We start from the raw sequence: 23,697 nt of genomic DNA, 5'->3' as shown, positions 1-23,697 counted from the left end.
GATTGTCTTCATGGCCTCAAAGCAACCATCGAAATTAAGCGGATTTGTATACAGCAACCATGGGTGGAAGTATAGCGTGGCAACGCGCTATGCTCTTTTCCTGTTGCTGGGGCTGGTGTTCTACTTCATGCTGGCGCCTGACCTTTTGCCCAAACGGTATGACATCAAAGAGGGCTCTTACAGCGCGAAGGAAATCACTTCACCCAAGCAGATCCAGGACAACAAAGCTACGCTGAAGGCGCAGGAAGAAGCTGCGGAGGATGTTCAGAAGATTTACAAGATTATTCCGATGCGCGCCGATAATCTGGTGACTTCGCTGCTGGACCGGATTGACCGCCTGAATCAGGACGATCTGATCTCGCAAAGCGATAAAACGGCCATCTACCGTGAAGAAATTCCGCGGCGTGCCAATGACTTCATCCTTAACTTTGTGGCCTCGAACCGGAGTAACGGGACCTACTCCGACACTCTTTTGGAAGAGATGCAAAGAGAAATCAAAGAGCAGACCTATGTCATCCCGGAGGAGACATACATCAAGATCCCGCGCTTGACCTCCCAGGATATCATTGAGATGAAGCCGGTCGCCCGGGATATCGTCACCAAGCTGATGAACGATCAGATACTGGAGGCACAGACGGCGCGGGCCAAGGTGGCCGAGCAGGTCAGTGTCAGTTCACTTGGCCAGCGCACGGCGCGTGAGGTTACTCAGGAATTGGTGCGGCTCGTAATCACGAGCAACAAATTCTATGATGAGGAAGCTACCAAGGAAGCAAAAGTGCAGGCCAGAGAAAATACGCAGCCTGTATATATTGAACAAGGCGATGTCCTTGTGGCCAAAGGCCAACAGATTACTCCGGAGCTCTACAAGCTTCTGGACGAGAGCGGCCTGCTCCGCAACGAGGTGAACTACTGGCCGCAGCTAGGCTTGCTTCTGCTGTCAGCCATGCTTTCCGCAGGGCTGCTGGTATTTATCCGGTATTCCGGAGGGAGCTCCACCTTTAAGTATAATAATTCCCAGTTGCTGATGCTGGTACTGGTGTTTGTCATAACGATGATTTCCATGCGTCTGGCCGCATTTATTCAAACGGATGCCAAGCCTTACATAGGCTTCCTGGCTCCCGTTGCCATAGGGGCCATGCTTGTTGCTATGCTGCTGGACATGTCGCTTGCCTATTTTTGTTCCATTTTGTTTGCTATACTTTCCAGTATCATTCTGAATGTACAGCCGAATTCGGTATTTGACTTTAACTTTGGATTTTTTGCCCTTATCGTTTCCTACGTGGCCATTTTTGCCACGCATCGCGCAGGGCAGCGCTCCACGCTACTCAAAGGCGGGATCATGGTCTCCCTGTTCGGCTGTCTGTCCGTCTTTATGCTGACCCTGCTGGGCGGCGGAGAATGGAAGGAAGTGGATACTCTCTACTCCATCGGGTTTTCCTTTGCGGGAGGGCTGCTGACCGCTGTGCTGGTTATCGGCTTGATGCCTTTCTTCGAAGCCACCTTTGGCATTCTGTCGGCGCTGAAGCTGGTGGAGCTGTCCAATCCGAACCATCCGCTGCTGCGCAAGCTGCTGACGGAGACGCCGGGAACGTATCATCACAGTGTGATGGTCGGCAACCTGTCGGAGGCTGCTGCCGAAGCGATTGGCGCAGACGGTCTGCTCTGCCGTGTGGGCTCGTATTATCACGATATCGGGAAGACGAAACGACCGTTTTATTTTATCGAGAACCAGAATAATATGGAGAATCCGCATGATTCCATTGAACCAAAACTCAGCAAATCGATTATTGTAGCCCATGCCCGGGACGGGGTGGAAATGCAGAAGGAATATAAGCTGCCGAAGCCGATCCGCGACATCGCGGAGCAGCACCACGGAACTACGTTCCTGCATTATTTTTATCATAAGGCACTGAAGCTGGCGGAGGAAAAAGGTGTGGAGCCTGACTTCACGGAGGAGGATTTCCGTTACCCCGGACCGAAGGCGCAGTCCAAGGAATCCGCTGTGGTCGGCATTGCCGACAGTGTGGAAGCAGCTGTCCGTTCCCTGCGTAAACCAACGGTGGTGCAGGTAGAGACGATGATCGAGAAGATTATCAAAAGCCGGCTGGACGACCACCAGTTTGACGAGTGTGATCTTACGATCAAGGAACTCGATATTATTTCACGTACGCTCAAAGAAACAGTGATGGGAATTTTTCATTCCCGGATTGAATACCCGGAGGAAACGAAGAAGCCCAAAAAAGAGGAAGGGGCCGTTAATACATGAGCCTGGCGATCAGTTGGAACAATGAACAGGAAGAATATGAGATTGGCGACAGTCTGATCACAATGCTGGAGCAGATTCTGCAAAAAGCCGGCGAAGCGGAGGGGCTTCACGAAGGTGAGGTCGCATTGACTTTTGTCGACAACGAGCGGATACATGAGCTGAACCGGGAATATCGCGGCATTGACCGTCCGACGGACGTGCTCTCTTTTGCCATGAACGAAACCGGAGAAGACGAGCCGGAGATTATTTATGAACTGGAAGAAGGCGAGGAGCTTGCGGATCTGCCGGATATGCTGGGAGATATTATTATCTCGGTAACCCGTGCGCAGGAGCAGGCGCTGGAATACGGCCATTCGCTGGAGCGTGAGCTTGGGTTCCTTTTTGTCCATGGTTTTCTGCATTTGCTTGGTTATGATCATCAGGATGAGGCCGCGGAGGCCGAGATGATGTCCAAGCAGGAGAGTGTGCTGGCCCAGGTCGGGCTGACCCGATAATGGTCAAGAACACGGCGGCCGGCCACAAAAAATTCTGGCATTCATTCCGCTTCGCAGCGCACGGCATTGCCGCCGCATTCAAGTCGGAACTGAACATGAAGGTGCACACGGCTTTTGCGCTGGTGGTGCTCCTGGCTGCGGCATTTTTCAGGCTCCCGGTGGCAAGCTGGATGATCCTTGCGGTTGCCATTACCTTGGTACTGACCGCCGAGCTGTTGAATACTGCGATTGAAGCGACCATAGATCTGGTTTCACCGGAGCTACACCCCTTGGCCAAAAAAGCCAAAGATACCGCCGCAGGAGCCGTGCTGCTCACGGCGGTGTTTGCTGTAATTGCGGGGGTTTATGTTTTTTATCACCCTGTGATGGACTGGATCGCCGGGTTTATGTCATAATCAGTGTACTAATTAGACTCATGGGAGAGGCGGATCCGCTTTTTGCGCTCCGCCCTCTTTGATTACGACCCTATAGGAGGATTATTATGGATTCCGCTATACTTCTGCAAGAGGCGATTAAAGCCCGCGCCAATGCCTATATCCCATATTCCCGTTTCGCAGTCGGTGCGGCGCTTCTGGACCGGGAGGGGCATATTCACCATGGCTGCAATGTGGAGAATGCTGCTTTTGGCCCGACCAATTGTGCAGAGCGGACCGCCTTGTTCCGGGCGATTGCCGACGGCCATAAAGCGGGATCGTTCAAAGCCATCGCTGTCATTGCCGATACGGATGCACCTGTTTCCCCCTGCGGGGTTTGCCGCCAGGTGATGATCGAACTGTGTCCGCCCGATATGAAGGTGATCCTCGGGAATATGAAGGGGGATATCTTCGAGACCACCGTGCGCGAGCTGCTTCCGGGTGCGTTTGGTCCGGTAGATCTGGCCCAGGGACAAGCTACGGAATAAGTCTGCGAATTCAGATACGGTGAATTAATCCGGAAAATATGGAGTGGGAGTGTGCGGGGATGCACAAAATACAAAGAGTCCGCTTAGATTGTCAGTCCCATAAAGACTGACTGTAACAGGGGGACTGTCTTACCGGTCAGGTGGATAGCTGTTCTAATGTATTTTGTGCAGCCAAATCACTCTGGATTGGCTCAAAAGTTCATTCTGATGTATTTCGTACATTAGAAAATTAGAAAAATTAGAAAAAGGACCTTTTTGGCTTTTTCTGATGCATAAAATGCACTCTAATCGAAAATGTGCCTGATTTAACCGCAACCTGATGTACAAAGTGCAGTCGCGCTTAAGTCACTCCCAAGTGTGTTGGAGTCACATCCGCCCGTAAGCGAAGCGGCGCAGCCGCGAGCGCCTGCGGGCACGCCGCCACATACCAACGCGCCGAAGTCACTCCCTGGTCCGTTGGAGTCACATCCGCCCGTAAGCGAAGCGGCGCAGCCGCGAGCGCTTGCGGGCACGCCGTCACATACCAACACGCCGAAGTCACTCCCTCGCCCGTTGGAGTCACATCCGCCCGTAAGCGAAGCGGCGCAGCCGCGAGCGCCTGCGGGCACGCCGCCACATACCAACGCGCCGAAGTCACTCCCTGGTCCGTTGGAGTCACATCCGCCCGTAAGCGAAGCGGCGCAGCCGCCAGCGCCTGCGAGCACGGCGCCACGTACCAACGCGCCGGAGTCACTCCCTAGTCCGTTGGAGTCACATCCGCCCGTAAGCGAAGCGGCGTAGCCGCCAGCGCTTGCAGGCACGGCGCCTCGTACAAACGCGCCGGAGTCACTCCCTCGCCAGTTGGAGTCACATCCGCCCGTAAGCAAAGCGGCACAGCCGCGAGCGCCTGCGGGCACGCCGCCACATACCAACGCGCCGAAGTCACTCCCTGGTCCGTTGGAGTCACATCCGCCCGTAAGCGAAGCGGCGCAGCCGCCAGCGCCCGCGGGCACGCTGCCACGTACAAACGCGCCGGAGTTACTCCCTAGTCCGTTGGAGTCACATCCGCCCGTAAGCGAAGCGGCACAGCCGCCAGCGCCTGCGAGCACGCTGCCACGTACCAACGCGCCGGAGTCACTCCCTGGTCCGTTGGAGTCACATTCGCCCGTAAGCAAAGCGGCGCAGCCGCGAGCGCTTGCGGGCACACCGCTGCGTACCAACGCGCCGGAGTCACCCGGTGCTCCAAGCCTGGCCGCGGAAGCCGCGCCAGGCATTCGGAAGGCGACGTCAAGCGTGTCCCCGGATGGGGACGTAAGCGCTCCGGCACCACCTTCCCTTTATTCCACCGCCGCCGCAGGGCCGCCCTTTCCGGGTGTCCAGAGGGCCGGGGCCCTTGGGGTCCCCCTTGGCTAAGGGGGATTTAGGGGGATCGAAAGGATCTTAAAGGATCTTAAAGGATCTTAAAGGATCTTAAAGGATCGAAATGTTTTTAAAGAAAGGTAGGATCAACTTATGAAATTCAAATCAGGGTTTGTTGCTATTATCGGCAGACCAAACGTAGGCAAATCTACACTTATGAACCAGGTAATCGGACAGAAGATTGCCATTATGTCCGACAAACCGCAAACTACACGGAACAAAATCCATGGGGTATACACCACCAATGGCTCGCAAATCGTATTCCTGGATACCCCCGGGATTCACAAAAGACAGTCCAAACTGGGCGATTACATGAATCAGACGGCTATGAGCACACTGGGTGAAGTGGAGGCTGTTCTGTTCCTGGTCGATGCTGCGGAGGGACTCGGCGGAGGCGACCGCTACATTGCCGAGCAATTGAACGGGCTCAAGACTCCGGTCATTCTTGTGTTGAACAAGATCGACAAAATCGAGCCGGAGGCGTTGCTTCCGCTGATGGGAGCGTATCGCAAGCTGCATGATTTTGCCGAAATCGTTCCAATCTCCGCCAAGGTCGGCAGCAATGTGGATACGCTGCTGGAGCAGCTCCAGAAGTATTTGCCGGAAGGGCCGCAATATTATCCGGAGGATCAGATTACCGACCACCCGGAGCAATTTGTCTGCGCGGAGCTTGTCCGGGAGAAAATCCTGCATTTGACCAGGGAAGAGGTACCGCATTCCATCGCGGTGGCCATTGAAGATATGCGCGTGGAGAAAAACGGCGTGGTGCACATTTCCGCTGTGATTTTTGTAGAGCGTGATTCGCAGAAGGGGATTATTATCGGCAAGCAGGGAGCCATGCTCAAAGAAGTAGGCAAGCGGGCACGGACGGATATCGAAAATTTGCTTGGTTCGAAGATTTTTCTGGAGCTGTGGGTAAAAGTGAAAAAAGACTGGCGCAACCAGGAACGCGTACTGCGTGATTTGGGCTTCCATAAAGACCTTTAATCCGGCGGCGAACGCCCATTGGCAGGAATTGCAAGGATAGAACCCGGCACATCGCACATCCTAATTCCGAGGACATCGTGTTTCCGAAGAAAGGATGAATACCAATGCGAGACTTTTCGTGGAAGTATTTTGCAATGACTGGAGATGTCGATGCTTATCTGCTGTACCGGGAAGCGCGCGATCCGCTCTTAGAGGCCGGATTGCTGCCGGCGGAGGAAGAGAAGGCTCTTGATGAAGAAGCACAATAAGAACTGGTTGCTTGCCGAGTGGTTGGGAGAAGAGGCATGCTACACAGGGTGGAAGGGATCGTCATCCGCAGCATGGACTACGGCGAAGGGAACGCCATCATTACGCTTTGCACCGAAAATGCCGGCAAAGTAGGCGTTCTCGTGCGTGGTGCCAAGAAAGTCAAAAGCCGTCATGCTGCCCTGATTCAGCTGTTTACCGTTGGGGAATTTGTTTTTTTTAGAAATAATGGAGGACTGGGTACGCTGAATGCCGGCGAAATTACAAAGTCGCATCACCCGCTCCGCCAGGATTTAATCAAAGCGGCGTATGCATCCTATGCCTGTGAGCTGCTGGATCGCGTGCTGCATGATGAGGAAACCGGAAACTTCTGGTTCCGTCAGCTGACGGCTTGCCTGAATGCACTGGAGGAAGACAAGGAGCCCGGCATTATAATTAATGTCTACGAAATGAAAATCCTGCAGGCCGCAGGATACGGCCCTGAGTTGGATGCCTGTGTGGTGTGCGGCGCAGACAAGCCGGATGACCAGCTGCGGGTAAGTGCAAGGCTCGGCGGAGTCCTCTGCCGCAGCTGCAAGCATCAGGATCCGCCGGCCATGGAGATTACACCGCGTGCCTTGAAGCTCCTGCGTGTATTCGCCAGGCTGGATCTGACTAGACTGGGAAATGTGGATGTCAAAGCAGAGACGCAGGCCGAACTGAAAAAAATCATGCGGGCTTTTATGGATCATCAGCTGGGACTCAAGCTGAAATCGCAGAGTTTTCTTGACCAGCTGGATAAATACAATATTTGACGAAACGCAAAAGTTCCGGTATTATAGGGACAGTTTCTTTTTACAGTATCAGCCGTGGGCTCCTGTGGAGAGACGTACAATGATCGGGAAAGTAATGAACGAATGGTCAGCAGCAGCGAACCGGGGACAGTGAAAGCCTGGTGGGACATTGTTCATGAACATGGCACCCGGGAGTATGGGAACGGAAATTAAGGAAAAGTGGATTGCATACACTGCAGCCGGCTGAAGTCGTGCAGGGATTTGTATGGAATCAAGTAGGGTGGAACCGCGGGAGAATGAATGTTAAGCTCTCGTCCCTATGTCTGGATTATCAGGCATGGGGGCGGGAGCTTTTTTGCCTGCGGCGGGGACTTTGCTGAACCTCTTCGGAATTCGCCGCAGGATATAGAGCAGGCCGCCTCCATCGCAGGGAGTGAGTCAAAATTCGTATAGCGAAGGAGTCGGTTAGTATGAACTTTCAGCAGATGATCTTGACGCTGCAGCAGTTCTGGGCAGCAGAGAACTGTATTCTGGTCCAGCCGTATGATACGGAAAAAGGGGCCGGCACGATGAACCCCATGACTTTTTTACGGTCGCTGGGACCCGAGCCTTGGAAGGTGGCTTATGTGGAGCCATCCCGCCGCCCATCCGATGGACGTTACGGTGAGAATCCTAACCGCCTGTACCAGCATCACCAGTTTCAAGTAATCATCAAGCCTTCACCGGACAACATTCAGGAGCTGTATTTGGATAGCTTGAGAGCACTTGGCGTTGATCCGCTCCTGCACGATATCCGTTTTGTCGAGGATAACTGGGAGAATCCTTCCCTCGGCTGCGCGGGTCTGGGCTGGGAAGTCTGGCTGGATGGGATGGAAATTACGCAATTCACCTATTTTCAACAAGTTGGCGGGATTGAGACTCATCCGGTGGCTGTGGAAATCACCTACGGTATGGAGCGTCTGGCTTCCTATATTCAGGACAAAGAAAATGTATTCGATCTGGAATGGGTGGAAGGCGTAACGTATGGAGATGTGTTCCATCAGCCGGAAGTGGAGCATTCCACATATACGTTTGAAGTCTCCGATGTCAAAATGCTGTTCACCTTGTTCAACACTTACGAAGAGGAAGCGCGCAGAGCGATGGAGAATCATCTCGTCTTCCCGGCGTATGATTATGTGCTGAAATGCTCGCATACCTTCAACCTCCTGGATGCGCGCGGAGCTATCAGCGTCACTGAACGTACCGGCTTTATTACAAGAGTGCGCAATCTGGCCCGTACCGTAGCAGCAACATACCTGGAGGAACGCGAGAAGCTGGGCTTCCCGCTGCTGAAGAAAGAAGGTGCTGACCGTGGCTAAAGATATATTGTTCGAAATCGGTCTGGAGGAAATTCCGGCAAGGTTCATCCGGGCGGCAATGGAGCAGCTGCAGGATAGAACAACGAAATGGCTGGAAGCCTCCCGTATTGCGCATCAGGGTGTAACAGCCTATGCTACACCTCGCCGTCTTGCTGTTGTTGTGAAAGGTGCCGCCGAGAAGCAAGAGGATATCAGCGAAGAAGTCAAAGGCCCGTCACGCAAAATCGCGCTGGATGCCAGCGGCGCCTGGAGCAAGGCGGCACTGGGTTTTGCCCGCAGCCAAGGTGTAGATCCGGAGCAGTTCACCTTTAAAGAGCTGGCTGGTGTAGAGTATATCTATGCTACCCGCAGCAGTGCCGGTGTTGAGACCTCATCCTTGTTGTCCGAAGGACTGTCCGGGATTGTCAGTGCAATGACGTTCCCCAAAAATATGCGCTGGGGCGCGTATGATTTCAAATTCGTCCGTCCGATCCGCTGGATGGTGGCCCTGTTTGGGCAAGAGATCATTGAGCTTGAAATTACAGGCGTCAAAGCTGGCAATGTCAGCCGCGGCCATCGTTTCTTAGGGAAGGAAGCCGTAATTACAGAGCCTGCTGCATATATTGAAAGTCTGCGTGCCCAGCATGTGCTGGTGGATGTGAAGGAACGCGAAGCGCTGATTCTGGAGCAGATTAACAAGCTGGCCTCAGATAAAAACTGGACGATCGCCATTAAGGAAGACTTGCTGGAGGAAGTATTGTTTCTGGTGGAAACTCCAACCGTGTTGTTCGGAACCTTCGATGAATCTTTCCTGAACATTCCGCAGGATGTACTGATTACCTCGATGCGTGAGCATCAGCGTTACTTCCCGGTGCTGGATGCCGCAGGCAAGCTGCTTCCGTTTTTCGTAACCGTACGTAACGGCAATGCAGAATCGCTGGATGTCATCGCCAAAGGGAATGAGAAAGTGCTCCGGGCGCGTCTGTCGGATGCCAAATTCTTTTATGAGGAAGATCAAAAGCTGCCTATTGACGTTGCACTGGCCAAACTGGAGAACATCGTCTATCATGAAGAGCTTGGCAGCATAGGCGACAAGGTCCGCCGTATCCGGCAAATTGCCGACCGTCTGGCCGGCAAGCTTGAACTTTCTGCCGCTGCGCGAGCGGAGGTCAGCCGTACAGCCGATATCTGCAAATTCGACCTGGTTACCCAAATGGTCTATGAGTTCCCTGAGCTTCAAGGCACGATGGGCGAGGATTATGCCCGCAAAGCCGGCGAACCGGAGACTGTAGCCAAAGCGATCTTTGAACACTATCAGCCCCGGTCCGCCGGAGATGCTGTGCCTTCTACAGAAGCAGGACTGGTTGTGAGCCTTGCCGATAAAATCGACACCATCGTCGGCTGTTTCTCCATCGGCATTATTCCGACCGGTTCCCAGGACCCTTATGCGCTGCGCCGTCAGGCAGCAGGTATTGTACAAATGGTACTGGAGCATGAGCTTCCGGTCACACTGCAGGAAATTTTTGAGGCGGCCATGGAAGTTCATGAAAATACAAAAAGTGTGAAACATTCCGGTGAGGAGCTGCGTATTAACCTTTACGAGTTCTTTGGCCTTCGCGTAAAACGCCTCCTGTCCGACAATGTCCGTTATGATGTGGTGGACGCTGTGATTGCTGCCGGATTTGACGATGTTGTAGATGTGGTGGGCCGCAGCCGTGCTCTGATGGAGGCCGTAACAGCTACTGCCGATTTCAAAATCGCGGTGGATTCGCTGACCCGTGTCAGCAATCTGGCTGCCAAGGCTTCTGCAACAGCCATTGATCCAAGCCTGCTCAAGGAAGAAGCCGAGCTGAAGCTGTATGAGACATGGCAAGCTATCCATACTCCATACCTTGAGGCGCTGACAGCCAGAAATGCTGCAGAAGCCCTGGCCATTCTCTCCGGCTTGAAGGATGCGGTGACCGGATTCTTCGATTCCGTGATGGTTATGGCGGAGGATGAACAGATCCGGGCGAACCGCTTGGCCTTGCTGGCTGGTATCGATGGAGATTCCAAAGCCTTTGCCGATTTCGGCAAGCTGGTCTGGTAACCTGGGCGGAATGCCTGTATTTGTGAACAAAAGGCCGCTTTTCTAACAACTTTAAGCAACTTATGGTATAGACTGGTCGTTTGGGGTATAAATATACGGAACGGTGCTTGCGCGAAAGCTTGACATCCGTTCCGTATTTATGCTTTACAAAGAAGGAATTTCAGCAAGCTGAAGCGTATATATATTACACGGGAATTTGGTGAGCTCATGGAAAGGTCCCAGGGAAGAACCATAGTGGTGGATGGAGATGCTTGTCCGGTCAAAAAGGAAATCGCAACGGTTGCCCGTTCCTTTGGGATTCCGGTATTAATGGTTTCGTCCTTTGATCATGTGCTGAAAGCGGAGGAAGGCGTCACTGTCATCCAGGTTGACCGGGGAGCGGACAGCGCCGACCTGTATATCGCCAATCATATCTCTGCAGGGGATGTAGTCATTACACAGGATTACGGGCTGGCGGCTCTGGCGCTCGGCAAACGCTGCAGGGTGCTGTCGAATCGCGGACAGGAGTATGATGATTCCAATATGGATTTTATGCTTGAGAGCAGGCATGCCAAGGCGGTTCAACGCCGCAGAGGCCATTACTCCAAGGGGCCCAAAGCAATCACACCCGAGGAAAAAGTTTTTTTTCAACATAAACTGACAAAACTTTTAACATTTTTGCAGGAGAACGTGCAGCAGTAGCGAATACTATTTATTTGTTAAGAGATGAAGGTGGTTGAAGTGGCTAGCGGACATGGGAATATTCCGGAAGAAGTGATCGAGAACGTTCTGGCTCGTCATGACATTGTCGATACAGTCGGTAAAGTTGTCCATTTGTCCAAGCAGGGGAAATATTTATGGGGCCTCTGCCCGTTTCATTCGGAAAAGACCCCTTCCTTTACAGTAACACCGGATCGTGGAGTCTTTCATTGTTTTGGCTGCGGTATGGGTGGAAATGCCATCAAATTCAGGATGGAAATCGAAGGGTTATCCTTCCCCGAAGCGGTCAGAATTATGGCAGAGGAAAGCGACATTCCCATTCCCGAGGGCAAAGGCGGCATGATGTCTCCCCCGGACCCGGAACGCGACAGGCTGCTCCAGGCCTACGAATGGTCTGCGAAGTTCTATCATTATTTGCTGAAGAATACGGAACACGGCACAGCCGCGATGGAATATTTAAGATCCCGGAACTTCAGTGACCAAATGATTGATAAATTCCAGATCGGATATGCTCCGGACCGCTGGGATACCTTGCTCCAGTTTCTGGAGAAAAGAAATTTTGACCTGGGCGAGATGGAGAAAGGCGGGCTGCTGTCGGCCAGAAGCGAAGGCAAGGGGTATGTTGACCGTTTCCGTGGACGCATCATTTTTCCGATTGCGAACCGGACGGGCAAGGTGATTGCTTTTGCCGGAAGAATTCTGGGAGAGGGCCAGCCGAAGTATTTAAATTCTCCCGACAGCAAGCTGTTTAACAAAAGCCGCATTCTGTACAATCTGCACCAGTCCAAAGCATCCATCCGCAAAACGCGGCAAATCGTTCTGTTTGAAGGATACGGGGATGTCATTTCGGCTTGGGAGGCAGGGGTGCATAACGGTGTGGCAACCATGGGGACCTCGCTTACGGACGGCCATGTAGCGCTGTTGAAGAGTCTGGCCGATGAAATTGTACTGTCTTATGACGGCGACCGGGCGGGACAAGCCGCTGCAATGAAGGCCATCGGACTGCTCGAAGCGAATGAACTGCAGGTCAAGGTGGCACTGCTGCCAAGCGGCCTTGACCCGGATGAATTTGTCTCGCGTTACGGCGGGGACAGATTTAGGGAACAGGTGATTGAATCGGCTGTTTCCCCCGTGAAATTTAAGCTTATATATCTGAAAAAAAACCATATACTCCTAGAGGAAGATGGCAAAATCGCCTATGTCAAGGAGGCTTTGGAGGTTATAGCCACCCTGCATTCCTCAACGGAACGCGAGGTTTACCTGAGGGAAATCGCCTCCGAGCTTGAGCTGTCATATGATAGTTTGAAGCAGGATTGCAATTTACTCCGGGCATCGATGCAAAAAAACATCCCCGAAGGGGATAATAACGACAAAAGGTGGAATAATGGTAGGCATAAAAAAGGGCAAGTGCAGACACCTACACTGCTGCCCGCTTATCATGTCGCGGAAAGGCGTCTGCTGTCCTTTATGATTCAGGACCCGGAAGCCGCATCGTATGTGAGCGAACGCCTCGGAGAAGATTTTAACATCGATGATCATGCGGCAATCGCCGCTTATCTATACGCCTATTATGCTCAAGGCAAACCACCCGGCATCAGCCGGTTTCTATCCTCACTTCAGGATGACCGTCTGGAGAAGACGGCAACCTCCATATCCATGATGGATACCCCTCCGGACTGGAATGTGCAGGTGCTGGATGATTGCATCCGTGAAGTAAAGAAATACCCCCTGCAGCGCAGGATGGAACAGAAGCGCGAAGAGATGATTCAAGCGGAGAAGTCCGGTGACTTTTTGCGTGCGGCACAAATAGCAAGTGAGATTATAGCCCTAGAGAGACAATGAATGGATGACAGGATGTACCTAGGGAGGAGGGAGTCGAATTATGGCGAACGATCAGCATACTGAATTGGAAGCAGAATTTACTTTGGATCAGGTTAAGGATCAGCTTGTAGAGCAAGGCAAAAAAAGATCATCACTCAACTACAAAGATATTATGGAGAAATTGTCGCCGTTTGATCAAGACCCCGAGCAAATGGAAGAATTTTATGAGCAGCTTAGTGATTTGGGGATTGAAGTGGTCAACGAGAACGATGAGGAGGTTACCACTCTCCGCCCGAGTGAGGACAATGAGAACAGCGACAGCGATGATTTCAGCTTTGACGATGATTTGTCACTCCCGCCGGGAATCAAGATCAATGATCCTGTCCGGATGTATCTGAAGGAGATTGGCCGTGTTCCCCTGTTATCTGCGGATGACGAAGTGGAGCTTGCCATGCGGATCAAGAATGGTGACGAAGAAGCGAAACGGCGCCTTGCGGAAGCGAACCTGCGCCTGGTGGTCAGTATCGCCAAACGTTATGTGGGCCGCGGTATGCTGTTTCTGGATCTGATTCAGGAAGGCAACATGGGTCTGATCAAAGCGGTAGAGAAATTCGACCATAATAAAGGCTTCAAATTCAGTACCTACGCCACCTGGTGGATTCGTCAAGCCATCACCCGGGCCATTGCGGACCAGGCACGGACCATCCGTATTCCGGTGCATATGGTAGAGACCATTAATAAGCTGATTCGTGTGTCCCGTCAGCTGCTGCAGGAGCTTGGGCGTGAGCCATCGCCGGAAGAAATTGCGGCGGAGATGGAGCTGACCGTTGAGAAGGTCAGAGAAATCATGAAGATCGCGCAAGAGCCGGTATCGCTGGAAACACCGATCGGTGAAGAGGATGACTCCCATCTGGGCGATTTCATAGAGGATCAGGAAGCACTGGCGCCGGCGGATGCGGCGGCTTATGAACTGCTGAAGGAACAGCTGGAGGATGTGCTGGACACGCTCACAGAGCGTGAAGAGAACGTGCTGCGTCTGCGTTTCGGACTGGATGACGGCCGGACGAGAACACTGGAGGAAGTGGGCAAAGTATTCGGCGTAACCCGGGAGCGGATTCGCCAGATCGAAGCCAAGGCACTGCGTAAGCTGCGCCATCCAAGCCGGAGCAAACGGCTTAAGGATTTCCTCGAATAGTATGGGTGAACGGACCTTCTGCTGCACAGTGGCAGGAGGTCTTTTTGATTTCACCGATGGGAAATATTACAATGTTATATAATGACCTTGTAGGCCTGGAAAGAGGGATGAGCCGGTGAATTTGGGGAAACGCGACATTATATTAAAAGAGATTCAATATTGGCGAAACAGCAGACTGCTTCCGGAGCAATATTGCGATTTCTTGACCAACCTCTATGATGATGAAACTAAGGCAAAGGACAGCAATCCGCTCTCATTACATAATATTGGCCAGGGAAGCATCAAGTTGTGGCTGTTTGGTTTTGGGATTATTTCCTTGATTTTCTTGATTAGTCTTTATTTTAGCGTTTTTCCCTGGCCTTTGCAAATCGCTACGGCCCTTTCTGTCTTAATTGTCTGTTACGGTTTCGCGGCGGTGTATAGAGACAGGCAGACAGTGCTCAGCCTTATATTGGCAGGAGCCGGCAGTGTGCTGACCCTGGGTTTTGGGCTCTGGATGATCGCTTTGCATGATCTTAATCCGGACTTCTGGAGGCCGCTACTAATTGCAGGCTGCGGCCTGTTGTGGTGCGTTCTGGGCTTTGTGCTGCGGATAGGGCTGCTGCAATACAGCGGCTTTGCCTTTTGGGCGCTCTTGTATGCGGGATTCGCCGGGGCGTTCCGTCCGGAAGCATCCATTTTTGAACTGGAGCTGCTGTGGCTTCCGCTGTGCATAGTGATGGTGTGGCTGAGTTGGCTGCTGCATCACAGGGTCAGCGGGGTTTCGGGTGTTTACTTTGCAGTTGGCGTCTCGTTATGGATGATGCCGGAAATAGATGCTTTGTTGCTGAGACAGGATTATCCGCAGTGGATATCGCTAATGCTAATAACCAAAATTGCAGCAGGCCTTGCCCTGCTGTTCATGTACCGAAAAAAATGGATAACGTGGGTGGCATCATGAACAACGTGAAATTATCAAACCGGCTTCAGTGCTTGCTGGAGCAGATTCCGTCAGGAAGCAGGCTGGCTGACATCGGCTCTGACCATGCCTTGCTCCCTATTGCTGCTGTGCAGACCGGTAAGGCCGTATTTGCCGTAGCAGGCGAGGTAAACCCCGGACCCTTCGAAGCTGCCCGTAAAGGAGTAGCAGAGGCCGGAAAGGGCAGTATAATCTCCGTACGGCGCGGTGATGGGCTGGATGTAATTGAACCAGGTGAAGTGAACTGTATTACCATCGCCGGAATGGGGGGAGCTCTGATTGCTTCCATTCTGGAGCGGGGCGCTGCCGGGGGGAAGCTCAAGGGAGTTCAAGTCCTCATCCTTCAGCCGAATGTGGGCGAGGATATCCTGCGCCGCTGGCTGCTCGGCAATGGCTGGGTCCTGACAGCCGAGAGCATCCTGGAGGAGGACGGCAAGCTCTATGAAGTCCTCACGGCCGTGTCTGAAGAGGAAGGTGGCCTCACTAATGAGGAGGTGTACCGCGACCTCAACCTGAATGAAGGGGCGGTAGTTTGCGGCAAGGAGACCTTGCTGCAGATGGGGCCCTGGCTGCTGAAAGCGCCGAACCGGGTATTCAGGGACAAATGGCAGGGAGAGATCCAGAAGCTGGAAGGCATACTGGCTTCGCTGTCCCGTTCAGAGCTTGAATCGGCTGAAACCAAACGGAATCAGATTAATACACAGATCAAGCAAATCACGGAGGTGCTGCAATGTTTGCCAAAGGACAAACTGTAATTCAATACATGGAACAGCTGGCCCCCAAGCATCTGGCAGAGGAATGGGACAAGGTGGGCCTTCAGCTGGGCAGCCTGCACAAAGAGATTACCGGTGTACTAGTAGCTCTTGATGTCAACGATGAGGTTGCCCGGGAAGCCATCAGGCTCGGCTGCAACCTGATCATAGCCCATCATGCCATTATCTTCCGGCCGCTGCAGGGAATTCAGACGGATACGCCCATGGGGCGGTTGTACGAGAAGCTGATCAAAAATGATATTGCCGTCTACATCAGCCATACGAACCTGGATGTGACGGAAGGCGGGATGAATGACTGGATGGCAGAAGCGCTGGGGATTGAGGATGGGGTCCCAATCAAGGATATCCATTCCGAAGAATTGTCCAAGCTTGTCGTGTTTGTGCCGAAAGACCATCACCAAAAGGTGCTGGATGCTATCCTGAACGCCGGGGCGGGACATATCGGCAATTACAGCCATTGCAGCTTCAATATTGAAGGCTACGGCACTTTTATTCCTCGTGAAGGAGCAGAGCCTTATATCGGGGAATCCGGTAAAATGGAACGCGCCGAGGAAGTCCGCATAGAAACGATTGTCCCCCGCAGCATCCGGAACAAGGTGGTGCAGGCGATGCTCAAAGCCCACCCTTACGAAGAGGTTGCCTATGATCTTTACTCCATGGATCTCAAGGGCCGCAGTCTCGGACTGGGCAGAGTCGGCAAGCTGAAAGAGCCTGTAACTTTGAGACAATTTGTCGAGACGGTCAAGATCGGGCTTCAGGTGGACCATGTGCGGGTAGTCGGCGATCTCGACCGTCCTATCCGCAAGGCTGCTGTCATGGGCGGATCTGGAGCCAAGTATTATAACAGCGCCATTTTTAAGGGGGCAGATGTGCTGGTTACGGGCGATATCGATTACCATACCGCCCAGGATGCTGGTCTGGCCGGCCTTACACTGATTGATCCGGGGCATAATGCGGAGAAGATCATGAAGGTTAAAGTCACGGAATGGATGGCGGGCAAGCTGGCAGAACATAAATATGAGACGGCCGTGTACGCTTCCGGGGTCAATACCGAGCCGTTCCGTTTCCTGTAGACCCATAGATTAACACTTGTGCCGACTATAAGATGTCTGTATAATATATAATGTTGATCGGGAAGTTTGACAGACAATCGCCGGCGCGCGTGAAGACGCCGCGGGAGGAAAGTCCGGGCTCCACAAGGCAGGGTGCTGGATAACGTCCAGTCGGCGCGAGCCGAAGGATAGTGCCACAGAAATGGACCGCCGATGGCCGCTTTCGGGCGGCACAGGCAAGGATGGAACCGAGGTGTAAGAGACCCCGAGGAACGCTGGTGACTTCGTTCCTGGTAAACCCCATCTGGAGCAAGACCTAATGAGACGCAGCTTTCACCTTAACGGGGGGAAGCAGCCTTCGCCTGAGGCGTGTCTAGGTTGGTCGCTGGAGCTGTGCAGTAATGTATGGCCTAGATAGATGATTGTCGCTTATGGTGGGAGGGTAGTTCCCGTATGAACCACGACGAGCACAGAACCCGGCTTACGGCAAACTTTCCTAACTGCAACAACATTCAATTGCAAGGCAATAATAGGATTTTAATATAAGAGACTATAGATCAAGCTTAGGCTTGCATAGATACTACAAGAGGTGTCCCGGAAGTCATGAAAATGGCTCCCAGGGGCACCTCTTTGTGTTAGATTAACTGGTAAAATGGAAGTGCCGACCCATGAGAGGCAAAAATGCCTCTCATAGAGCGCCCAGCGCGGGAATGGGCGAAAAGAGAGGCAAAAATGCCTCTCATGGAGCGCCCAGCGCGGGAATGGGCGAAAAGAGAGGCAAAAATGCCTCTCATGGAGCGCCCGGCGCAGCTTTGGGGAATCCCCGTTGTTTTTCGGCGAGTACGCCAATAACCAAAAAAGCAGAGCAGCGATTCCCAAGTATACGGGAGAATCGCTGCTCTGCTGTCTTTTGCCGTTTTTAAAATAATTCGGGACTGTCTCACTCGGTAGAAAAGTTACTTTTGAAAACGGACCTTATTAGATTAACTGCGTGCTGTGCCGCCACTGCACGAGTGCCTCCTCCAGTCGCTGTACCGCCACCGGAATCAGCTCCGGCCGAGTGTGTGTGAAATTGAGCCGCATCGTATTCTTCTGCGGCTGCTCGGAATAGAACACCTCGCCGGGGACAAAAGCAACGCCCTTCTCTACAGCGAGCGGGAGCAGCGCTGCGGCCTGAATCTCCTGAGGCAGGGTCAGCCACAGGAACATTCCGCCCCGCGGTTTCTGGAAATGAACCCCTTCCCAGCTGCGGGAAGTAAGTTCAGCCGAGAGCAGCTCCATCCGGGACGCATACTCCGCAGAGATCAGGCGGATATGCTTGTCAATATCGAAGCTGGTCAGCAGCTGATCGAGGGCGCGTTGATCAATGGTACTGGAATGGAGATCCGCAGCCTGCTTCGCTTTGGTCAGAACCTTGATCAGCTCCGGTGGACCGGTCACCCAGCCGGTGCGCAGGGCCGGAGCAACAATTTTGGAGAACGTTCCTGTATAAATAACACAGGGCTCGCTACCGTAGTTCTGGTCAATGGATGCAAGCGGGAGCGGGTAAAGCTTGTTGTTCTTTTCAAATTTGATCTCCCCATAAGGATTGTCTTCCAGAATAAGAACTCCGTAGCGGCGGCACAATTCAACAACCTGCTCACGGCGCTCCTTGCTCCAAGTTGCCCCTGAAGGATTGTTAAAGGTAGGTACAGCGTACAGCAGCTTGGGTTTGAATTTCCGCAGTTTGTCCTCCAAATCATCCGGAAGCATGCCCTGCTCATCATTTGCGACCGTTTGGATGTCGGCGCGGTAAGAGCCGAGAACCTGCAGGGCTGCGAGATAAGTGGGGGCTTCCACGAGCACTGCATCTCCCGGGTCCAGCAGAATTCTGCAGATCAGGTCAATCGCTTGCTGAGAGCCGGTAGTCAGGAGGAGCTCTGAGGCAGTAACGGAAATCCCTTGCTCCTGAAGCCTGGCGGCAATCTTGTCGCGCAGCGGGGTGTAGCCCTCAGTGAGGCCGTATTGAAGGGCGGAAGAATCGGTGGAGAGTACCCGGCTGTAGGCCTCACGTAACGCCTCCATTGGAAACAGCTCCTCGGCTGGAAGTCCTCCTGCCAGGGAAATGATATCTTTGCCTTGTGTCACCTTCAGGATATCGCGTACGGCCGAGGAACCCAGATGGCTGGCTGCGGCCGAGTAATTAATATTCATAAACATGCTCCCACCTTTCAATTTGATGGTATCATAACGGCAGGACGGTATAACAGTAAAGCGATGAATATAACAGTGAAGGAGGTAGCCGATGCATATTGATTTGATCCGCAGCAGCAGCAGCAAATCCTTGCCTCAGCAGATCAGCGGTACACTGGCCCAGCGGATACGCTCCGGCCTGCTGCAGCCGGGCGCCAGGCTGCCTTCCGTACGTTCCCTGGCTGTCTCCCTTAAGGTTAGTCAAGTGACTGTAAGCAAAGCCTATGCCGAGCTCGAGCGATCGGGAATGATTATATGCAGTCAAGGCAAAGGCTGTTTTGTGGCGAATCCTGAGCTGTTCAAGCAAAGCGAAGGGCACAGCTGGCAGGAACACTATAATGATTATTTGCCGCGGGCCCAGCTGTGGCGGAATTTTAAGGATTCGGAAGTGAAATACCCCTTCCATCTGGCGGCCATTCACAGCGGGCTGCTCCCCTTGGAGCAGATCGGGGCGACTATGGCAGCGCTGGTTACAGCGCAGCCTGAACTGATGGCGACCTACGGGAATTTCCAGGGAGATCCGGATCTGCGGGAAACGATGCGGGCCCATCTGCTGGCAAGAGGGATCAAGCTGGCTTCTTCCGACCTGATGATTACAAGCGGCACACAGCAGGGTATTGATTTGGTAGCCCGCACCTTCGTGGGTCCGGGTGACACCGTATATTTGGAAGCGCCCAGCTATACCGGAGCTATTGATGTGTTTGCAGGCAGAGGGGCGGAGATGATTTTTGTCCCGATGGATGAGGAAGGCATGAAAGTGGATGTCCTCACCCGCTTATGCGACGAGAGACCGCCCAAGCTCATCTATACGGCACCGACCTTCCAGAATCCCAGTGGGGTCACTATGAGCATGGCAAGAAGACAACGGCTGCTGGAAATTGTGCGCAGCTACCGTTGTCTTCTTGTGGAGGATGATCCGTTCAGCGACCTGTATTTTCATTCCCCGCCCCCGCCGCCAATCAAATCGCTGGATACGGACGGACATGTCGTCTATATGAAAAGCTTCAGCAAAGTGCTGGCCCCGGGATCCCGGGTTGCCTGTGTGGCCGCCGGCGGCGACATTCTGTCCCGGCTGATCGCCGCCAAATCAGCTAGCGACCTTGGCGGGCCGCTGCTGACACAGCGGGCAGTTCTGCCCTTTATTGCCAAGAAATATGATGCTTATGCCGCGGAGTTGCGGATGATTCTGCGCAGGCGCATGGAGCTGGCCGACAAGCTGCTAAAGCGGTACGCCCCGCCAGGGGTGACATGGAACCTGCCGGAGGGAGGACTGAGTCTGTGGCTTGAGCTGCCTCCTTCGCAGGACATCGGCAGGCTGCACGAGCTTGCCGGGCAGCAGGGCATCTCTTTTTTGCCCGGGGATGTCTGTTACGCCGGCCACACACCCTCACGGCATATCCGGCTCTGTTATTCACAGATGAGCGAAGAAGATATGCAGCAGGGTTTAGCTTCGTTTCTTGATTTATTGGACAAGTATCTGAGCTAAGCCGGTGGAAGACTTATTATTTCTCCAGACGTTGTTGCAGCTGTTTCATTTGCTGGCGCACCTGCTGCGGCCATAATTGCAGCGGAGTCTCATCGCCGGCAGCGGCCTGAAGGGTTTTATAGATGTCTACCTGGCCCCAGCCATAATATTTGTCATGACCGGGAGTGCCAAGATCAATCGTGTTGCTGCACATCAGCTCCATCACTTCCTGGTTCGTCAGTGCGGGATTCAGGGAGCGGATTAGCCCGGCGAGGGCCGCAACATGCGGACTGGCCATCGAAGTGCCGGATAAAGCCGCATATTGGCTGCCCATATACGTGCTGGCAATACTCTCGCCCGGAGCCGTTACATCAATGTAATCGCCGTAATTGGAGAAAGTGGCTTTTTCCCGGGACGCATTGGTTGCGGCTACGGCAAGCACCTCCTCATAAGCTGCCGGATATCCCGGGCGCTCTGTATTGTCATTTCCCGCGGCGGAAACAAGAACAATATCACGGTCATAGGCATATTTAATCGCATCATGCAGAAACTGGGAGTCGGCATAATTGCCAAGACTGAGGTTGATCACTTTGGCGCCGTGGTCGGCTGCCCAGATAATGCCTTCGGCCACGGAATAGGTGGTACCTGCACCGGAGTTGTCCAGGGCTTTAACCGGCATAATCTTGTTGTACCAGCTGATGCCTGCCACCCCTTCGCTATTGTTGACCAATGCTCCGATGATGCCGGACACATGTGTGCCATGCCCTACATCGTCGTCCGGGGTTCCGCCGCTGGCGATGGCATTGTACCCAGCGAGCAGCTGCCCCTTCAGATCGGGATGGCTGGCCTGCACTCCTGTGTCCACAACCGCTACGATCACATCTTCGCTGCCTTTGGACAAGCTCCAGCCCTGCTCCGTCTCGATGGCCGGGAGATTCCACTGGTAGGCCGAGAACAGCAGATCATTTGGGGGGAGGGGCGCCCCGGTATTTTCGCTGACCGTATCATTGGTTAAATACATATAGTGAGGTTCGATATAGGCGGGATGCCATTTGTTCGTAAAATACGCTTTCAGCTGATTGTAATTCAAACGCTCTGAACGGAAAATATAAGCATAACCAAGTTTGCGCGGCTGCTTGCAATGAATGTCCGCCGCTATCGTCTGCAGCTGCTCTTTGGTAGGGTGGCCATTCGGGAAGCGTACGACAACCTCATTCTCATAGTAATGGCTGGCCTTCTCGTTATCATGTCCTGTCTTGACAGTGAGGCTGCCCAGGGTGTCGGCATGTACCGACTCCACACGGAATTTTCCTTCTTTGGGGTAAGGAATGAGCCGCAGATTTTTGAGCTGGTGTTCTGCCACGCGTGTCAATATTTTTTGGTTGATCAGAGCAATGATGCCGATATGCCCGTCCTGGCCGCGCTGCGCCATATAATAATACTTTTCTTTTCCGACGGTAAAAGAAGGGGATTCGTAAGACTGGTGGCGTTTGAGCGCGGATTTGGCCGAATTCAAATAGCTCAGCAGCAGCCTGTTTTCCTTGGCAGAGCCTTTGGGAAGTGCGGTCTTGAAGGTTCTGGTGTCATTGTTCCGGAAATCAATCCACATCAGCATGGTTATATGCCCGTGCCCCTGCTGGAGCTGTCTGGCATACACTGATATATCCCGGGGAGAGGAGCCGTGAGTCTCGGCGAGCATGGTCTTTAGATGTTTGCTGACATCGGCCTTGTTGAGGCTGTCGCTGGCAGTAACGTCCTGAACCAAGGCGGTTTTTTTGAACGCTTTTTCGTTATAGGGATCCGGTACAGATGCTTGCTTGGGGTTCCCTTCATCCACATCCACAGGGCGAAGTGCAAAAGTCAGCATCACCACCACCAAAGCTGCGGTAACAAGACCGGCGACTGTTCTATTTTTTCGTGACATATTTACCGCTCCTTCCTGGCATTGTAATGTCTATAGGTTGAGGAGCGTGCGGATGTTTTATACATCGGCGTAAAAAGGATACCGTCGTCCATTATTTTATGATACTATCAAAGAGGTATACGCTTTATTTGGAATGAGATAATTGCATTGATAAGGTTTAATCAGGTATTATGATAGGCAAGAAGCAATAAGTGAAGAATGATCATTGACTACAAGAGCAAGGAATATTAAGGGGGAGCAACCGCCATGTCAGCAGCCAATGTGCAGAAATTGTGTGAAACGACAAGAGAAAAGCTGAAATTTGCGATCGACAAATTGGAATTATTCCTTAACGAAAACGCGCTTCCACAGCTTGTGACCGAACAGGATGAAGAAACAACTGTCTTTTATCAAGGGTTTCTGTCCGATCTGCGCCATCTGTTGGTTTTCTCCGAGATGTCTTACGAGAAACTGGGAGTTGCGCTGCGCCGTGCCTCATTCGACGAATCCTTTGCGCAAAAAGCGCTTTATAACTTATATCATTACGGTGTGAGCAACTTCTTCTATCCGAAGAATGAAAGCTATTCCGAAGATGGCCGCTATGCCTATACCGGTCAGGATGCGATCCGCTTCCGCAAGAAGCCGGTCCGCCCGGCACGCGATATCATTCTGGATATTACCAAGACCTATGAAGAGCTGCGGGACGAACTCAGCTATTATGAGAATGATTATTTGACCGAGAAACGGATGCAGAACCAAGTATAATACAACTTAACTTTTGCCAAAAGGCCATTCGAGTAACTCCGCAAGCGGAGACTGGAATGGTCTTTTTTGCATCGCATAGCGGGGGCCGAAGGCGGACATAATGAACCCGAGGTGATAAAGATGACTCCAAAAACATTGGTGAAATGCAGCGTAAGCAATTGTCATTATTGGGGAGAACAGAACTTATGCAAAGCGGATGAGATCCTTATCGAGATCGACAAACACTCAGGCACCAGGTTCAAGGAAGAATATGCCGAAGAAATGACGGAAGCGGGACACCGCGACCAAGCCGGAACCTCGTCGGCAACCTGCTGTCTGACATTCAAGCCGAAGTCTTAGGAGG

General features: G+C 52.8%; 23 protein-coding genes and 1 other RNA gene. 19 read left to right on the top strand and 5 right to left on the bottom strand.

Annotation, left to right across the window (positions count from 1 at the left end; translation table 11 throughout):
- Nucleotides 1-10 precede the first annotated feature (10 nt).
- The 4 genes from IEY53_RS11825 to cdd all read left to right on the top strand — a co-directional run bounded on the left by IEY53_RS11825 (nt 11) and on the right by cdd (nt 3,661).
- Nucleotides 11-2,266, top strand: coding sequence for an HD family phosphohydrolase (locus IEY53_RS11825; RefSeq protein ID WP_189025097.1), 2,256 nt, complete (start codon nt 11-13; stop codon nt 2,264-2,266).
- Nucleotides 2,263-2,760: an rRNA maturation RNase YbeY gene (ybeY, locus tag IEY53_RS11820; RefSeq protein WP_189025095.1), complete on the top strand. Its 498-nt coding sequence runs from the start codon at nt 2,263-2,265 to the stop codon at nt 2,758-2,760. The genes IEY53_RS11825 and ybeY overlap by 4 nt, the downstream gene beginning before the upstream one ends.
- Nucleotides 2,760-3,155 (top strand): diacylglycerol kinase family protein, encoded by a 396-nt coding sequence (locus tag IEY53_RS11815; RefSeq protein WP_189025094.1) that lies wholly within the window; start codon nt 2,760-2,762, stop codon nt 3,153-3,155. The genes ybeY and IEY53_RS11815 overlap by 1 nt, the downstream gene beginning before the upstream one ends.
- A gap of 86 nt (nt 3,156-3,241) precedes the next feature.
- Nucleotides 3,242-3,661, top strand: coding sequence for a cytidine deaminase (gene cdd, locus IEY53_RS11810; RefSeq protein ID WP_189025091.1), 420 nt, complete (start codon nt 3,242-3,244; stop codon nt 3,659-3,661).
- Between the two features lie 340 nt (nt 3,662-4,001).
- Here the strand turns inward: cdd and IEY53_RS11805 are convergent, their stop codons facing one another.
- Genes IEY53_RS11805 through IEY53_RS11795 form a run of 3 tightly spaced genes read right to left on the bottom strand, consistent with a single transcriptional unit; the run spans nt 4,002 to nt 4,967 of the window.
- Nucleotides 4,002-4,394: a hypothetical protein gene (locus tag IEY53_RS11805; protein ID WP_189025089.1), complete on the bottom strand. Its 393-nt coding sequence runs from the start codon at nt 4,392-4,394 to the stop codon at nt 4,002-4,004.
- Nucleotides 4,395-4,397: 3 nt separating this feature from the next.
- Complete coding sequence (locus IEY53_RS11800; protein ID WP_189025087.1) at nt 4,398-4,661, bottom strand: hypothetical protein; 264 nt, start codon at nt 4,659-4,661, stop codon at nt 4,398-4,400.
- A 24-nt stretch (nt 4,662-4,685) separates the two neighbouring features.
- On the bottom strand, nt 4,686-4,967 hold the full coding sequence (locus IEY53_RS11795; RefSeq protein ID WP_189025086.1) for a hypothetical protein: 282 nt from the start codon (nt 4,965-4,967) through the stop codon (nt 4,686-4,688).
- Between the two features lie 185 nt (nt 4,968-5,152).
- Between IEY53_RS11795 and era the strand changes: the two genes are divergently transcribed.
- The 12 genes from era to rnpB all read left to right on the top strand — a co-directional run bounded on the left by era (nt 5,153) and on the right by rnpB (nt 17,488).
- Nucleotides 5,153-6,046, top strand: coding sequence for a GTPase Era (gene era, locus IEY53_RS11790; protein ID WP_189025084.1), 894 nt, complete (start codon nt 5,153-5,155; stop codon nt 6,044-6,046).
- 104 nt (nt 6,047-6,150) lie between these two features.
- Nucleotides 6,151-6,294 carry a YqzL family protein gene (locus IEY53_RS11785; RefSeq protein WP_189025082.1) on the top strand — a complete coding sequence of 48 codons (144 nt, stop codon included), beginning with the start codon at nt 6,151-6,153 and terminating at the stop codon, nt 6,292-6,294.
- Nucleotides 6,295-6,330: 36 nt separating this feature from the next.
- Nucleotides 6,331-7,086, top strand: coding sequence for a DNA repair protein RecO (gene recO / locus IEY53_RS11780; RefSeq protein WP_189025080.1), 756 nt, complete (start codon nt 6,331-6,333; stop codon nt 7,084-7,086).
- A 449-nt stretch (nt 7,087-7,535) separates the two neighbouring features.
- Nucleotides 7,536-8,423 carry a glycine--tRNA ligase subunit alpha gene (gene glyQ, locus IEY53_RS11775; RefSeq protein WP_189025078.1) on the top strand — a complete coding sequence of 296 codons (888 nt, stop codon included), beginning with the start codon at nt 7,536-7,538 and terminating at the stop codon, nt 8,421-8,423.
- Nucleotides 8,416-10,491: a glycine--tRNA ligase subunit beta gene (glyS, locus tag IEY53_RS11770; protein WP_189025076.1), complete on the top strand. Its 2,076-nt coding sequence runs from the start codon at nt 8,416-8,418 to the stop codon at nt 10,489-10,491. Before glyQ ends, glyS begins: the two co-directional genes overlap by 8 nt.
- A 207-nt stretch (nt 10,492-10,698) precedes the next feature.
- Nucleotides 10,699-11,172, top strand: coding sequence for a YaiI/YqxD family protein (locus IEY53_RS11765; RefSeq protein WP_189025074.1), 474 nt, complete (start codon nt 10,699-10,701; stop codon nt 11,170-11,172).
- 24 nt (nt 11,173-11,196) lie between these two features.
- Nucleotides 11,197-13,032 carry a DNA primase gene (gene dnaG, locus IEY53_RS11760; protein ID WP_229696095.1) on the top strand — a complete coding sequence of 612 codons (1,836 nt, stop codon included), beginning with the start codon at nt 11,197-11,199 and terminating at the stop codon, nt 13,030-13,032.
- A 40-nt stretch (nt 13,033-13,072) separates the two neighbouring features.
- Nucleotides 13,073-14,206 (top strand): RNA polymerase sigma factor RpoD, encoded by a 1,134-nt coding sequence (gene rpoD, locus IEY53_RS11755; protein ID WP_189025072.1) that lies wholly within the window; start codon nt 13,073-13,075, stop codon nt 14,204-14,206.
- A 115-nt stretch (nt 14,207-14,321) separates the two neighbouring features.
- A complete protein-coding gene (locus IEY53_RS11750) occupies nt 14,322-15,146 on the top strand; it encodes a hypothetical protein (RefSeq protein ID WP_189025070.1) in 825 nt (274 codons plus the stop codon).
- Entirely contained in the window at nt 15,122-15,919 is a 798-nt protein-coding gene (locus IEY53_RS11745; RefSeq protein ID WP_229696094.1) for a tRNA (adenine(22)-N(1))-methyltransferase, read from the top strand. The genes IEY53_RS11750 and IEY53_RS11745 overlap by 25 nt, the downstream gene beginning before the upstream one ends.
- Complete coding sequence (locus tag IEY53_RS11740; RefSeq protein WP_189025068.1) at nt 15,895-17,010, top strand: Nif3-like dinuclear metal center hexameric protein; 1,116 nt, start codon at nt 15,895-15,897, stop codon at nt 17,008-17,010. The genes IEY53_RS11745 and IEY53_RS11740 overlap by 25 nt, the downstream gene beginning before the upstream one ends.
- Before the next feature lie 61 nt (nt 17,011-17,071).
- Nucleotides 17,072-17,488: RNase P RNA component class A (gene rnpB, locus IEY53_RS11735), an RNA gene on the top strand.
- 479 nt (nt 17,489-17,967) lie between these two features.
- On the opposite strand, the gene IEY53_RS11730 is transcribed toward rnpB, so the two are convergent.
- A complete protein-coding gene (locus IEY53_RS11730) occupies nt 17,968-19,182 on the bottom strand; it encodes an aminotransferase-like domain-containing protein (RefSeq protein WP_189025066.1) in 1,215 nt (404 codons plus the stop codon).
- 91 nt (nt 19,183-19,273) lie between these two features.
- On the opposite strand from IEY53_RS11730, the gene pdxR reads away from it, so the two are divergent.
- A complete protein-coding gene (gene pdxR / locus IEY53_RS11725; RefSeq protein WP_189025064.1) occupies nt 19,274-20,707 on the top strand; it encodes a MocR-like pyridoxine biosynthesis transcription factor PdxR in 1,434 nt (477 codons plus the stop codon).
- Between the two features lie 16 nt (nt 20,708-20,723).
- Here the strand turns inward: pdxR and IEY53_RS11720 are convergent, their stop codons facing one another.
- Nucleotides 20,724-22,610 (bottom strand): S8 family peptidase, encoded by a 1,887-nt coding sequence (locus IEY53_RS11720; RefSeq protein WP_189025062.1) that lies wholly within the window; start codon nt 22,608-22,610, stop codon nt 20,724-20,726.
- 246 nt (nt 22,611-22,856) lie between these two features.
- Between IEY53_RS11720 and IEY53_RS11715 the strand changes: the two genes are divergently transcribed.
- Together IEY53_RS11715 and IEY53_RS11710 are read left to right on the top strand one after the other, a co-directional pair.
- Nucleotides 22,857-23,354, top strand: coding sequence for a YpuI family protein (locus tag IEY53_RS11715; protein WP_189025060.1), 498 nt, complete (start codon nt 22,857-22,859; stop codon nt 23,352-23,354).
- A 120-nt stretch (nt 23,355-23,474) separates the two neighbouring features.
- Nucleotides 23,475-23,693, top strand: coding sequence for a DUF1540 domain-containing protein (locus tag IEY53_RS11710; RefSeq protein WP_189025271.1), 219 nt, complete (start codon nt 23,475-23,477; stop codon nt 23,691-23,693).
- Nucleotides 23,694-23,697 lie beyond the last annotated feature (4 nt).

It is taken from the genome of Paenibacillus albidus, assembly GCF_014644435.1.
Taxonomy (GTDB): domain Bacteria; phylum Bacillota; class Bacilli; order Paenibacillales; family Paenibacillaceae; genus Paenibacillus_AQ; species Paenibacillus_AQ albidus.
Note: the sequence above shows the minus strand (reverse complement) of the source record. Positions and strands in the feature narration are given on the sequence as shown.